Genomic DNA, 12642 nt, shown 5'->3' with positions numbered 1-12642 from the left:
TCCTCCACCTCTCAGAACCCTCCACCTCTAGGAGAGGAGCACCATGAGGTTCATCCCACCCCTGGCCGGCACCGCCGTGCTGGCCACCGCGTTAGTGGCGGCCTCGATTCCGGCCTCCGCGGGCCCGGCGCCTACGCTGTCCGGCATGGGAAGCCCGGAGAGCGCGCCGCGGATCGACAAGGAGCCGTTCGGCACCCTGGCCGACGGCACGCGGATCGAGCGGTACACGTTGAGCAACGGCCGCGGCATGCGGGTCCGGGTGCTCACCTACGGCGGCATCGTGCAGAGCCTGGAGGTGCCCGACCGCCGGGGAAGGGCGGGCAACGTGGCGCTCGGCTTCGGCTCGCTGGACGGGTACACCAGCGACGCCTACGCCGAGGCCAACCCGTACTTCGGCGCGCTCATCGGCCGCTACGGGAACCGCATCGCCAAGGCCCGGTTCACCCTGGACGGCACGACCTACGAGCTCGCCGCCAACAACGGCCCCAACAGCCTGCACGGCGGCGACCGGGGCTTCGACAAGAGGGTGTGGAAGGCCGAGCCCGCCCGGGTGAACGGCGACGTCGCGCTGCGGCTGTCCCGTACCAGCCCGGACGGCGAGGAGGGCTACCCCGGCACGCTCACCACCACCGTCACCTACACGCTCACGCGGAAGAACGAGCTGCGCATCGCCTACCGCGCCACGACCGACAAGCCCACGGTCGTGAACCTGACCAACCACACCTACTTCAACCTGGCGGGCGAGGGGTCGGGCGACGTCTACGACCACCGGCTGCAGATCGACGCGCGCCGCTACACGCCGGTCGACGCCACGCTGATCCCCACCGGCGAGCTGGCCCCGGTGAAGGGCACCCCGTTCGACTTCACCGCGCCGCACGCCATCGGGGAGCGGATCCGGGACGGCCACCCGCAGATCGTGATCGGGCAGGGCTACGACCACAACTACGTCCTGGACCGCGAGGGCGGCGGCCTGGAGCGGGCGGCGCGGGTCACCGAGCCCCGCAGCGGCCGGGTGATGGACGTCTACACCACCGAGCCCGGGGTGCAGTTCTACTCGGGCAACTTCCTGGCCGGCACCCTGGTCGGGACGAGCGGGAAGGCGTACCGGCAGGGCGACGGGTTCTGCCTGGAGACGCAGCACTTCCCCGACTCGCCGAACCAGCCGCGGTTCCCGTCCACGACGCTGCGGCCGGGGCAGGTCTATGACACGACGACGGTCTACGCGTTCAGCGCGCGCTGACCACCGCACGGGACGGCCGGGCACGACGCCCGGCCGTTCCCTCTCCGTACCGGGAGCCGACCGATGACCGACCGACCCGAGGTCGCCGTCGCCGCGGGCGCGACGCTGGGCGAGGGCCCCGTGTGGGATCCGGCCGCGCGAAGGCTGCTGTGGGTGGACATCCTGTCCGCCGAGGTGCACGCCTTCGACCCGTCCGCGGGCGCCGACGACGTCGTCTGGCGCACGGGCCAGCACGTGGGCGCGGTCAGGCCGCGCGCAGGCGGCGGGCTGGTGGTGAACCTGCGCGACGGCGTGGGCCTGTACGAGCCGGACGGCGCGTTCCGCTGGCTGGCCGAGCGTCCCGAGGAGGGCGTGCGCGGCAACGACGCCGCGGTCGGCCCGGACGGCGCGTTCTGGGCCGGGACCATGCGCTACGACGAGGGCGAAGGCGGCGGCAGGCTGCGGCGCGTCCACCCGGACGGGCGGGTCGAGGACGTCCTGGACGCCGTGACGATCAGCAACGGCCTGGGCTGGAGTCCCGACCGGCGGTTCATGTACTACATCGACACCCCGACCGGGCGGGTGGACGTCTTCGACTGCGAGCCCGGCACGTTCGAGCCGCGCAACCGCCGGCCGTTCGCGCATGTGCCGCCTCCCGGGAGCCCGGACGGCCTGACCGTGGACGCGGACGGCTGCGTGTGGGTCGCGGTGTGGGGCGGTGGCCGCGTCGTGCGTCACACCCCGTCCGGCAGGGTCGACCGGATCGTGGAGATCCCCGCGGAGCGGACCACGGCGTGCGCGTTCGGCGGCACGGATCTGCGCGACCTCTACGTCACAACGGCCTCGGTCGGAACGCCATCGGGCACGCCGCATGCGGGCTCGCTGTTCGTCGTCCCGGACGCCGGTCGTGGGCTGGCGAGCCCGGCCTTCCCCGGCTGAGAGGGGACGACGGCGAACCGGCGCGCCCGCGCACGCCTCGCGCGCCTCTGACGAGCGGAAGGTTTGTCCCCGGCGTCCCCCAGGGAAGGGAACAATCCGAAAAGCTCCTAAACCTCCTGAAAGGTCCCGTTCCCCCCGGAGTGTCCGCCGGCCGATGCGACGCGGCATCACGCCCGCGGGCCGGGGGCCGACCGAAAGGAAGCCGCGTCATCGACGTCACCGACGAGCACTACCAGCGAATCGCCGAGACCTACGAGCGCAACTGGGCCGACCGTCCCGAGTACGTCGTCTGGATGGCCGACCGCATCATGTCCTGGCTGCGCCCCTCGCCGGGCGACCGGATCGCCGACATCGGCTCGGGCACCGGCCTCTTCCTGAGCAAGCTGCTGGACGCGGCGTCCCCGCAGACCCCCATCCTCTGCGTGGACCCGTCCCAGCACATGCTGGACCTCCTCCCCGACGACGCCCGGCTGTCCCCGGTGCGCGCCACCGCGGAGCAGATCGCCTCGGGGGAGGTGCCGATCCGGTACGACCAGGTGGACGCCTTCGTCTTCAAGGAGGCGATCCACCATGTCAAGGACATCCCGGGGACGCTGCGGGGGCTCGCGGCCCGGCTGGCGCCGGGCGGGCGGATCCTCATCGTGACGCTGCCGCCGCGGCTGGAGTACCCGCTGTTCCCCGAGGCGCTGGACCGTTTCGCCGCCAACCAGCCCGACCCGGCCGACATCGCCGGGGCGATGCGCGCGGCCGGACTGCGCACCGAGCACCGCTTCGAGGAGTACGCGGTCACGATCGACCGCGAGCAGTGGATCGGCCTGGTGCGCAACCAGTGGATGTCGGTGCTGTCGACGTTCTCCCCCGAGGAGATCGAGGAAGGCGTCGAGACGATCCGGCTCCGCCACCCCGAGCACGAGCTGAGCTACACCGACCGCTTCGCCTTCATCCAGGGCTTCAACGACTGAGGCGGCCCCTGCACGTGCCCGCGTCCCGCCGCACGGCGCCGCGGGCACGGCCGCCGCCCGCTCACCCGCGGATCACCGGACGGCGTCCGCGAGGCCCGCCGTCCCCTCGCTCCACACGTCCACGAGCACCTCGTCCCCGAGCGCGGCCCGGCCGGGACGCACGACCGCGAACTTGGCGCCGAACGCGACCTGACCCTCCGGGACGCGCCGGTACGAGGCCAGCGTCCGCAGCGGCTCGGGCCCCGCCCTGGCCCCGGTCCGCTGGTCGACGGTGGTCACCACGCAGCGGAGGGCGAGCTTGGCGAACCCCAGCTCGGCCGTGCCGACGCGGGCCCGCCGCACCTCGTCCTCGGCATGCGGCTCCTCCCAGCCGTCGACCACGATGTTGGGGCGGAAGCGTTCCATCGGCACCGCCGGGCGGCCGGCCTCCGCGAGCCGCCGGTTCAGGACGTCCAGGCTCGGCCGGGAGATGAGGTGGACGGCGCCGCTGTCGGCGTACCCGCTGGTCCCAGGCGTCAGCCCGGAGGTGACGCGGGCGTGCCCCGGCGGCACCCGGACCAGCGAGCTGGGCGCACCGAGGAACTCCGACAGCCAGGCCGCCGCCTCCGGCCCCTGGTCGACGCCTTCGTACGCGGTGCGGAACAGCGATACCCCGCGCGGGGCGGACGTGGTGTCGACCGCGATCTCCACGGCGTCCATTCCGGGCGCGCGCAGCACCAGCCGCCGTCCGTCCGCGGCCACCTCGGGCCGGACGAGCGCGAGCCTCGGATCGCGCCGCTGGCTGCGGAAGGTGCCGTGCTCGTCCACGACCATGAAGGAGCGGTCGTGGTCGAGCCCGGCCCATCCGATCCGCGCCCGGGGCAGCGGCGTGCCGGCACAGCCCTTGATCGGATACGACACCAGCTCCACGATGACGGCCATAGGTCCGGAACGCTACGGCCCTCCAGCGCCGCGGGCCAGCGAGCGGGCGGGTATCTGACACCGATTCGTCAGATACCGGGCTCAGGACGCGGTGGGGGCGCCGTCCCGTTCCCGTTCGGCGGCCAGTTGCAGCGCCACATCGATGATCATGTCTTCCTGGCCGCCCACGTACCCGGCCTCGCCGACCTTCTGCAGAATCGCGTGCGCGGGAACGCCGTAGCGCTCGGCGGCCCGCTCGGCGTGCAGCAGGAAGCTGGAGTAGACCCCCGCGTACCCCTGGGTGATGGCGGACCGGTCCGCGAACGGCAGCCGCGACAGGAACGGCTGCACCACGTCCTGCGCGGCGGCCATGACGCCCTGGATGTCGACGCCGGTGGCAATGCCCATCCGGTCGAAGGTGGCGGCCACGACCTCGGTCGGGGCGTTGCCCGCGCCCGCTCCGAGCGCGCACAGCGCCCCGTCGATCTGGCGCGCCCCGTTCTGGACGGCCAGGACGGAGTTGGCCACGCCCAGCGACAGGTTCTGGTGCCCGTGGAAGCCGACCTGCGCCTCGTGCCCGATCTCCTTGACCAGCGCGGCGACCCGCTCCTGCGCGTCGCCCAGCACCAGCGCGCCGGCCGAGTCGACCACGTACACGCACTGCGCCCCCGCGTCCACCATGATCCGCGCCTGCGCCGCCAGCTCGGCGGGGCCGATGCGGTGCGACAGCATCAGGAACCCGACCGTCTCCATCCCCAGCTCGCGTGCCGCGGCGAAGTGCTGGGCCGACACGTCCGCCTCGGTGCAGTGCGTGGCGATCCGCGCGACGGACGCGCCCGCGCCGTGCGCGCGCTTGAGGTCCTCGACCGTGCCGAGTCCGGGCAGCAGCAGGACGGCGATGGCGGCCTGCTCCGCCTCGTCCACGGCGGCCTCGATCAGCTTGATCTCGTCCTCGAGGGAGAACCCGTAGTTGAACGACGAGCCGCCCAGCCCGTCGCCGTGCGAGACCTCGATGACCTCCACGCCCGCGCGGTCGAGGGCGTGCACGATGCCGCGCACCTGGCCCTCGGTGAAGCGGTGGGCCATGGCGTGGCTGCCGTCCCGCAGCGTCGAGTCGGTCAGCCTGACCTTCTCCCGGACCGGCTCGTTCACGCGGTCACCTTCCCTTCCCTGCGCCCTTCGGCACGGCCGTCGACCCGGCCCGAGGCGAGCCGCTCCCCCACGCTCGCCGCGGCGGCGGTCATGATGTCGAGGTTGCCGGCCCACGGCGGTAGGTAGTCGCCGTTGCCGCGGACCTCCAGGAACACCGCCACGCGGGCCAGGTCGTTCCAGATGTCGCGGGGCCCGTCGAACTGCGGCTCGGCGCGCAGCGTGTACCCCGGGACGTAGGCGGCGACGCGCTCCACCATCGTGTGGATCGACGCGCTGATCGCCTCGGTGTCGGCGTCCGCCGGGATCGCGCAGAACACCGTGTCCCGCATGATCATCGGCGGGTGCACCGGGTTCAGGATGATGATCGCCTTGCCCCGGTCCGCGCCGCCCACCGACTCGATGGCGCGGGCCGTGGTCTGGGTGAACTCGTCGATGTTGGCGCGCGTCCCCGGCCCGGCCGAGCGGGACGCGATGGACGCGACGATCTCCGCGTACGGCACCGGCGCCACCGACGCGACCGCGTGCACGATCGGGATGGTGGCCTGGCCGCCGCAGGTGATCATGTTGAGGTTGGGGGCGCCGGCCAGGCCGTCCAGGTTGACCGGCGGGCACACGAACGGCCCGGCCGCGGCGGGCGTGAGGTCGATGGCCTGGATCCCGGCCTCGGCGTACCGGGGCGCGTTGGCCAGGTGCGCCTTGGCGGAGGTGGCCTCGAAGACCAGGTCGGGCAGGGTGTCCTGGGCCAGCAGCCAGTCCACGCCGCCCGCCGACGCCTCGACGCCCATGGACCTGGCGCGCGCCAGCCCGTCCGACTCCGGGTCCACCCCGACCATGGAGTGCACCTCGATCAGGTCGCTGCGCATCAGCTTGACCAGCAGGTCCGTGCCGATGTTGCCGGGCCCGACGATGGCCGCGGTCAGCTTGCTCATGACGCTCCCTTCGCGAAGCGCGCGGTCACGTTGCCGATGCCGGCGAACGAGGCGACCACGGTGTCCCCGGCGGTGACCGGGATCGCCGCGGTGATCGAGCCGGGCAGCACCACATGCCCGGCCTCCAGCGTCACGCCCATCGGCCCCAGCACGTTGGCCAGCCAGATCAGGGCGTTCAGCGGCGAGCCCAGCACCGCGCCGCCCGCGCCGGTCTGGACGAGCTCGCCGTTGCGGTGCAGCAGGCAGCCGGTGAGCGCCAGGTCCAGCCCCTCGGGACGGACGGGGGTGGTGCCGAGCACCAGGCCGCCGCTGGAGGCGTTGTCGGCCACCGTGTCGGGCAGGGTGATCCTCCAGTCGGCGATCCGGGAGTCGATGATCTCCAGCGCGGGCAGCACGAAGTCGACCGCGGCGACCGCGTCGGCGGCCGACACCGGGCCCCGCAGATCACGTCCCAGCACGAACGCGATCTCCGGCTCGATCCTGGGCTGGAGGAACCGCCCCGTGTCGATGGGCGCGCCGTCGGTGTGGAACATGGTGTCCAGCAGGTGCCCGTAGTCGGGCTGGTCCACCCCTAGCTGCCGCTGCATCGCGGCCGAGGTCAGCCCGACCTTGTGGCCTTTGATCACCGCACCGTCCGCCACCCACCGTTCGACCTGGGCGCGCTGGATCGCGTACGCGGCGTCGAGCGACAGCTCGGGCTCGGTCTCGGTCAGCGGCCTGATGGGAACGCGCGACGCATAGGCGTCCAGCAGGCTCGCGGCCGCCTTCTCCACCGATTCGGGGTCCATGGCCGTCCTTTCTGGTCTCCGCGGGTGAATACTGCTCTCCGGGGACGCCCCCAGCCAACGATCGCGTCCCACGTGACGGGACGCGGCATCACATATCGCCCCTAACCTGTGGGAATGGCCGCAGCGACCGAAGAGACCTATCTCAGCCGCATCGTGTCCGTCCTCGACGCCTTCCGCGCCGAAGAGGACGCGGTCGGCGTCGCGGAGCTGGCCCGCCGCACCGGCCTGCCCAAGTCCACCGTGCACCGCATCGCGCTGTCACTGGTGGAGGCGCGGCTGCTCGAACGGCACGGATCCGGGGTACGGCTGGGGCTGCGGCTGTTCGAGCTCGGGCAGCGCGTCCCCCGGCAGCGGGCGCTGCGGGACGCGGCGCTGCCCTACATGTCCGACCTGCGCGAGGCGACCCGGCAGACCGTCCACCTGGCCGTGCTGGAGGGCAGCGAGGTCGTCTATGTGGAGATCCTCGCCTCCCCCGGCGGCCCGCCGCTGCCGTCCCGCGTCGGCGGGCGGCTGCCCGCGCACGCGACCGGGGTCGGCAAGGCGATCCTGGCCTTCTCCCCGCCCGAGGTGAGCCGCGCCGTGCTGGACGGTGAGCTGCCCCGGCTCAGCACGCGCAGCACGGTCGCGCCCGGCCTGCTCGCGCGTGAGCTGGCGGTGATCCGCAAAGAGGGCGTCGCCTACGACCACGAGGAGTCGGGGCAGGGCGTGGTGTGCGCGGCCAGCCCCGTCCTCGGTCCGGGCGGGGAGGTGCTCGGGGCCCTGTCGGTGTCGGGCTGGAGCAACCGGATGCCGCTCAGGCACGTCGCGCCGGCCGTCCACACCGCCGCGCTCGCGCTCTCCCGGACGCTCGGCGGCGACGGCCGGACACCCTGACCGCCGGCCCCGCGAATCGTCCCGGTGGCCGGGCGGGTCCTCCTGGTCTAGCCTGACCTGCACACGGCGGGCAGGTGAAGGCGGAAGGGACGGCCGATGAACAGAAGCGAGCTCGTGGAGATCGTCGCGGAGCGGGCGGGCAGCGACAGGGCGGTGGCCCGCCGCCATGTGGACGCGGTCTTCGAGGCTATCGTCGACGCCGTCGCCTCCGGCGACCGCGTGCTGGTCACCGGCTTCGGCACGTTCGACCGGTTCGACCGCGCGGCCCGTACCGCCCGCAATCCGCGCACGGGAGAGCGGATCGAGGTCGCGGCGGGCGCGGTGCCGAGGTTCCGGTTCGGGCAGACCTTCAAGAACCGCGTCGCGGGAGTGTCCGGCGGCGCCGGGGCCGCCCCCGCGGAGATCGCGGCCGCCGAGGTCGCCCAGGCCCCGGTCGTGACCGAGGTCGTCCCCGAGGTCACACCCGAGGCCGTTCCGGCGAAGAAGGCGAAGAAGCCCAAGAAGGGCAAGAAGGCCACCACCAAGCAGGCCGCGAAGAAGGCGGCCAAGAAGTCCGCCAAGAAGGGCTCCGGCAAGAAGGCCGCCAAGGCTCGCTGACCGCTCCCCCCAACCCGGCTCCCGCCGCCGGTTTTCTCCCCATTTTGGAACGTTCCACCCCATTCGCCCGCGTCACACGGGCCTTCGGGTGTTGACGTACGGACGTATTCGGGCGTAAACAAAGGAGAAACAAACAAAACAGGAAGGAACCAACATGGAGTCGGTGGTGCCCCGGACGGGCGGCGCATGATCGTCACGGTGACGCTCAACCCGAGCCTGGACCGGACGATCGAGGTGGACCGGCTGACCAGGGGGGCGATGATCCGCACCAGGTCGGCCCGGCTCGACCCGGGCGGCAAGGGCGTCAACGTCTCCCGCGCGCTGCTCGCGGCCGGCGTCCCGTCCACGGCGGTCGTCACCATCGGCGGGCCGGAGGGCGACCAGCTCCGGCGGCTGCTGAGCGACGAGGGGCTGACCGTGCGGGCCGTCCCCGTGCACGGGCACACCCGGTCCAACGTGGCGATCGCCGAGCCCGGCGGGGTGGTCACCAAGCTCAACGAGCCCGGCGGGCGGCTGTCGGCCGCCGAGCTCGCCGAGGTGGCCGAGGTGATCGCCGCCGAGTCCGTGGCGGCGGGCTGGGTCGCCGGCTGCGGCAGCCTCCCTCCGGGCGTCCCCGACGACCTCTACGCCGATCTGTGCGCCCGCCTCACCGCGGCGGGCATCCGGGTCGCGATCGACTCCAGCGGGCCGGCGCTGCGGGCGGCCCTGCCCGCCGGCCCCGACCTGGTCAAGCCGAACCGTGAGGAGCTGGCCGAGGCCGTCGGGCGCCCCGTCGGCACCCTCGCCGACGTGGTGGAGGCGGCGCGCGAACTGCGCTCGCTCGGCGCCCGCGCGGTCCTGGTGAGCCTGGGCGCGGACGGCGCGGTGCTGGTCGACGACGACGGCGTCGTCGCCGGCGAGTCACCGGTCGACCGGCCCAGGAGCACGGTGGGGGCGGGCGACGCGCTGCTCGCCGGGTTCCTGGCGGCAGGGGCCCGTGGCGCCGGCGCCCTCGCCGAGGCGCTGGCCTGGGGCGCCGCGGCGGTACGGCTGCCCGCCAGCCGGATGCCACGGCCCGCCGACCTGCGCCGCGACCTCGTCCGCATCCATGCCGTGCCCGACCTCGACCGACCCCTCGTCCCCTGATCCCGTACCCCACCCGAACCCCGGGAGGCCGCGATGGCCACTGACTACACCCCCCGACCGACCGGCGACGGAGTCCGGGCGCGCGTGCAGCGCCTCGGCGGCCATCTCGCCGGGATGGTGATGCCCAACATCGGCGCGTTCATCGCCTGGGGCCTCATCACCGCCCTGTTCATCCCCACCGGCTGGCTGCCCAACAAGGAGCTGGGCGCGCTGGTCGACCCGATGATCAAGATCCTGCTGCCGCTGCTGATCGGCTACACCGGCGGCCGGATGGTGCACGGCCAGCGCGGCGCGGTGGTCGGCGCCGTGGCCACCATGGGCCTGGTGGTCGGCGCGGACGTGCCGATGTTCCTGGGCGCGATGATCATCGGTCCGCTGGCCGCGTACCTGATGAGGCTGTTCGACAAGCTGATCGAGGACCGGGTCCGCACCGGCTTCGAGATGCTGGTGGACAACTTCTCCGCGGGCATCCTGGCCGCCGCGATGGCGATCGCCGGCAACCGGGCGATCGGCCCGGTCGTCAGCACCTTCAGCGATCTCGCCGAGGACGCGGTCGGCTGGCTGGTCGACAACAACGTGCTGCCGCTGACCTCGGTGCTGATCGAGCCGGCCAAGGTGCTGTTCCTCAACAACGCCGTCAACCACGGCGTGCTCGGGCCGCTGGGCGTCCAGCAGGCCGCCGAGTCCGGCAAGTCCGTGCTGTTCATGCTGGAGTCCAACCCCGGGCCCGGGCTCGGCCTGCTGCTGGCCTACATGTTCTTCGGCCCCCGCCGGCTGCGTCCCAGCACCCCGACCGCCGCGATCATCCACTTCTTCGGCGGTATCCACGAGATCTACTTCCCGTACGTGCTGATGAAGCCGCGGATGATCCTGGCGGTCATGGCCGGCGCCGGCACCGGGATCGCGATCTTCGTGGCCACCGGGACCGGCCTGGTCGCCACCCCGTCCCCCGGCAGCATCTTCGCCTATCTCGCCCAGACCCCGCGCGGCGTGGGCAACTGGATCGGCGTGTACGGCGGGATGCTCGCCTCGGTCGCCGTGACGTTCGGCGTCGGCGCCGCGCTGCTGGGCTTCGGCAGGCTCGCCGACGAGTCCGACGGCTCGGCGGACGACTCCGGCGGCACGGCCGCCGAGCCCGGGACCGGGATGGCCGAGGACGCCGAGGGCACGCCGGAACGGACGGAGAAGGCCGAGGTCACCGGGGACACCGGTGCCGGCGACACTGAGAAGGCCACAGAGCAACCGGCGAGCCGCTGACCGGGCCGCCGGATCCATCCACCCCCTCGGAAGGACCCCGTCATGGGCACCACGATCGAAGGCAAGGACGTCCGCAAGCTCATCATCGCCTGCGACGCGGGCATGGGCAGCAGCGTCATGCTGGCCGGCCAGCTGCGCAAGGCGCTCAAGAAGCAGCAGGTCGAGGTCAAGCACACCCCGGTCGGCTCCATCCCCGCGGACGCCGACGTGGTCGTCTGCCACTCCGGGCTCGCCGAGCGGGCCCGCCGGGGCGCGCCGGACGCCGTGGTCGTCCCGTTCGACGTCTACATCGGCGATCCCGCGATCGACGGGGTCGTCAAGGCGATCAAGGACGGCGGTGTGGTCGGTGGGTAGCGGCGTGGCCTCCGGGCCCGGCGCGCTGCTCGACCCCGCCGCCGTCCGGCTGGACGCGCGCGCCGACGGGCGGGACGACGCGATACGGCAGTGCGGCAGGCTGCTCGTGGAGATCGGCGCGGTGACCGAGCCGTACATCCAGAGCATGCTCGACCGCGAGCGTTCGATCTCCACCTACCTCGCCGAGGGCGTGGCCATCCCGCACGGCACGGCCGAGGGCAAGGACGCGGTGCTGCGCGACGCGCTGGCCGTGGTGCGCTTCCCCGAGGGCGCGGACTGGAACGGCGCGAAGGTCACGCTCGCCATCGGCATCGCGGCGCGCGGGGACGGGCACATGGCGATCCTCGGCGAGCTCGCGCAGATCCTGCTCGACCCCGCGCGGGCGCGGGCGCTGCGCGAGGCCACCACGGCCGAGCGGATCGCCGGGCTCCTCACCCCCGCCGAAGCATCCGACGACTGACGACACTGACGACAGAGAACAGGAACCCCACACGATGAAGGTCGCCCGCTTCCACGCGCCCGGGGACATCCGGCTCGAAGAGGCCCCCGAGCCCGAGCCGGGCCCCGAGGAGCTGAAGCTCCGCGTCCGCAACTGCTCCACCTGCGGCACGGACGTCAAGATCTCCCGGTTCGGCCACCACCACATCGTCCCGCCGCGGGTGATGGGCCACGAGATCGCCGGGGAGGTGGTGGCGGCGGGCGCCGGAACGGAGGGCTGGGCGCCGGGCGACCGGGTCCAGGTGATCGCGGCCATCCCCTGCGGGACCTGCGCGGAGTGCCGGCGCGGCCGGATGACCGTGTGCTCGCGGCAGGAGTCGATGGGCTACCACTACGACGGGGCGTTCGCCGAGTACATGATCGTCCCGGCGAAGGTCCTGGCGGTGGCCGGGGTGAACCGGATACCCGAGGGCGTCTCGTTCGCCGAGGCGTCGGTGGCCGAGCCCCTGGCCTGCGTCCTGAACGGGCAGGAGCTGGCCCGGGTCGGCGAGGGCGACGACGTGGTGGTGTTCGGCTCCGGGCCGATCGGGTGCCTGCACGTGCGGGTGGCGCGGGCGCGCGGCGCGGCCCGGGTGTTCCTGATCGAACTGAACGCCGACCGGCTGCACCGGGCGTCCGAGCTGGTCAAACCGGACGCGGCGATCCTCGCCGGGGACACCGACCCGATCGAGGCGGTCCGGGGTCTCACCGGCGGCCGCGGCGCCGATGTGATCATCACGGCCGCGGCGGCGCACACCCCGCAGCAGCAGGCGCAGTGGATGGCGGCGCCGGGCGGCCGGATCAGCTTCTTCGGCGGGCTGCCCAAGAACGACCCGGTCATCTCCTGCGACTCCAACCAGGTGCACTACCGGGAGCTGAGCATCGTCGGCGCCAACGGGTCGAGCCCGGCGCACAACGCCCGCGCGCTGGAGCTGATCGGCTCGGGCGAGGTGCCCGTCCACGACCTCGTCACCCACCGCGTCCCGCTCGCGGACGTGCACCGGGCGCTGGACCTCGTCGCGCGCGGCGAGGCGATCAAGGTCACCGTCGAGCCCTGAGGAGGGCCTGAG

14 protein-coding genes are annotated in these 12642 nt (G+C 73.1%); 10 read left to right on the top strand and 4 right to left on the bottom strand.

Annotation, left to right across the window (positions count from 1 at the left end; translation table 11 throughout):
- Positions 1 to 43 precede the first annotated feature (43 nt).
- From QSK21_RS06195 to QSK21_RS06185, 3 genes are all read left to right on the top strand, one after another.
- Positions 44 to 1240 (top strand): aldose epimerase family protein, encoded by a 1197-nt coding sequence (locus QSK21_RS06195; protein ID WP_285694257.1) that lies wholly within the window; start codon positions 44 to 46, stop codon positions 1238 to 1240.
- A gap of 63 nt (positions 1241 to 1303) precedes the next feature.
- Entirely contained in the window at positions 1304 to 2158 is an 855-nt protein-coding gene (locus QSK21_RS06190) for an SMP-30/gluconolactonase/LRE family protein (protein ID WP_285694255.1), read from the top strand.
- Between the two features lie 140 nt (positions 2159 to 2298).
- Positions 2299 to 3120, top strand: coding sequence for a class I SAM-dependent methyltransferase (locus tag QSK21_RS06185; protein WP_285694254.1), 822 nt, complete (start codon positions 2299 to 2301; stop codon positions 3118 to 3120).
- A gap of 72 nt (positions 3121 to 3192) precedes the next feature.
- Here QSK21_RS06185 and QSK21_RS06180 read toward each other — a convergent pair whose 3' ends face one another.
- The 4 genes from QSK21_RS06180 to QSK21_RS06165 all read right to left on the bottom strand — a co-directional run bounded on the left by QSK21_RS06180 (position 3193) and on the right by QSK21_RS06165 (position 6889).
- Positions 3193 to 4041 (bottom strand): MOSC domain-containing protein, encoded by an 849-nt coding sequence (locus tag QSK21_RS06180; protein ID WP_285694253.1) that lies wholly within the window; start codon positions 4039 to 4041, stop codon positions 3193 to 3195.
- Positions 4042 to 4122: 81 nt separating this feature from the next.
- A complete protein-coding gene (gene dmpG / locus QSK21_RS06175) occupies positions 4123 to 5172 on the bottom strand; it encodes a 4-hydroxy-2-oxovalerate aldolase (RefSeq protein ID WP_285694252.1) in 1050 nt (349 codons plus the stop codon).
- A complete protein-coding gene (locus tag QSK21_RS06170) occupies positions 5169 to 6101 on the bottom strand; it encodes an acetaldehyde dehydrogenase (acetylating) (RefSeq protein WP_285694251.1) in 933 nt (310 codons plus the stop codon). The genes dmpG and QSK21_RS06170 overlap by 4 nt, the downstream gene beginning before the upstream one ends.
- On the bottom strand, positions 6098 to 6889 hold the full coding sequence (locus tag QSK21_RS06165) for a 2-keto-4-pentenoate hydratase (protein ID WP_285694250.1): 792 nt from the start codon (positions 6887 to 6889) through the stop codon (positions 6098 to 6100). The genes QSK21_RS06170 and QSK21_RS06165 overlap by 4 nt, the downstream gene beginning before the upstream one ends.
- 114 nt (positions 6890 to 7003) lie before the next feature.
- Between QSK21_RS06165 and QSK21_RS06160 the strand changes: the two genes are divergently transcribed.
- The 7 genes from QSK21_RS06160 (at position 7004) to QSK21_RS06130 (ending at position 12630) form a co-directional block, all read left to right on the top strand.
- Positions 7004 to 7762, top strand: a complete 759-nt coding sequence (locus QSK21_RS06160) for an IclR family transcriptional regulator (protein ID WP_285694249.1) — start codon at positions 7004 to 7006, stop codon at positions 7760 to 7762.
- A gap of 96 nt (positions 7763 to 7858) precedes the next feature.
- Complete coding sequence (locus tag QSK21_RS36065; RefSeq protein WP_352231255.1) at positions 7859 to 8359, top strand: HU family DNA-binding protein; 501 nt, start codon at positions 7859 to 7861, stop codon at positions 8357 to 8359.
- Between the two features lie 198 nt (positions 8360 to 8557).
- Entirely contained in the window at positions 8558 to 9484 is a 927-nt protein-coding gene (gene pfkB, locus QSK21_RS06150) for a 1-phosphofructokinase (protein WP_285694248.1), read from the top strand.
- Positions 9485 to 9517: 33 nt separating this feature from the next.
- Positions 9518 to 10741 carry a mannitol-specific PTS transporter subunit IIC gene (mtlA, locus tag QSK21_RS06145; protein WP_285694247.1) on the top strand — a complete coding sequence of 408 codons (1224 nt, stop codon included), beginning with the start codon at positions 9518 to 9520 and terminating at the stop codon, positions 10739 to 10741.
- Between the two features lie 42 nt (positions 10742 to 10783).
- Complete coding sequence (locus QSK21_RS06140; RefSeq protein ID WP_285694246.1) at positions 10784 to 11095, top strand: PTS lactose transporter subunit IIB; 312 nt, start codon at positions 10784 to 10786, stop codon at positions 11093 to 11095.
- The gene (locus tag QSK21_RS06135; RefSeq protein WP_285694245.1) at positions 11088 to 11555 is read left to right on the top strand and encodes a PTS mannitol transporter subunit IIA; all 468 of its coding nucleotides are present in this window, start codon (positions 11088 to 11090) and stop codon (positions 11553 to 11555) included. Before QSK21_RS06140 ends, QSK21_RS06135 begins: the two co-directional genes overlap by 8 nt.
- 34 nt (positions 11556 to 11589) lie before the next feature.
- Positions 11590 to 12630 (top strand): zinc-dependent dehydrogenase, encoded by a 1041-nt coding sequence (locus QSK21_RS06130; RefSeq protein ID WP_285694244.1) that lies wholly within the window; start codon positions 11590 to 11592, stop codon positions 12628 to 12630.
- Positions 12631 to 12642: the final 12 nt, after the last annotated feature.

Origin of the sequence: Actinomadura sp. NBRC 104412, assembly GCF_030269515.1 — a bacterium.
In the GTDB taxonomy this organism is placed as follows: Bacteria; Actinomycetota; Actinomycetes; order Streptosporangiales; family Streptosporangiaceae; genus Spirillospora.
This window is presented reverse-complemented; position numbering and strand designations above follow the sequence as displayed.

Bases quoted from the DNA above. Each gene is read 5' to 3' on its own strand.
- QSK21_RS06195 (WP_285694257.1), top strand. From the start codon at position 44: ATGAGGTTCATCCCACCCCTGGCCGGCACCGCCGTGCTGGCCACCGCG.
- QSK21_RS06190 (WP_285694255.1), top strand. From the start codon at position 1,304: ATGACCGACCGACCCGAGGTCGCCGTCGCCGCGGGCGCGACGCTGGGC.
- QSK21_RS06180 (WP_285694253.1), bottom strand. From the start codon at position 4,041: ATGGCCGTCATCGTGGAGCTGGTGTCGTATCCGATCAAGGGCTGTGCC.
- QSK21_RS06170 (WP_285694251.1), bottom strand. From the start codon at position 6,101: ATGAGCAAGCTGACCGCGGCCATCGTCGGGCCCGGCAACATCGGCACG.
- QSK21_RS06165 (WP_285694250.1), bottom strand. From the start codon at position 6,889: ATGGACCCCGAATCGGTGGAGAAGGCGGCCGCGAGCCTGCTGGACGCC.
- QSK21_RS06160 (WP_285694249.1), top strand. From the start codon at position 7,004: ATGGCCGCAGCGACCGAAGAGACCTATCTCAGCCGCATCGTGTCCGTC.
- QSK21_RS36065 (WP_352231255.1), top strand. From the start codon at position 7,859: ATGAACAGAAGCGAGCTCGTGGAGATCGTCGCGGAGCGGGCGGGCAGC.
- mtlA (WP_285694247.1), top strand. From the start codon at position 9,518: ATGGCCACTGACTACACCCCCCGACCGACCGGCGACGGAGTCCGGGCG.
- QSK21_RS06140 (WP_285694246.1), top strand. From the start codon at position 10,784: ATGGGCACCACGATCGAAGGCAAGGACGTCCGCAAGCTCATCATCGCC.
- QSK21_RS06130 (WP_285694244.1), top strand. From the start codon at position 11,590: ATGAAGGTCGCCCGCTTCCACGCGCCCGGGGACATCCGGCTCGAAGAG.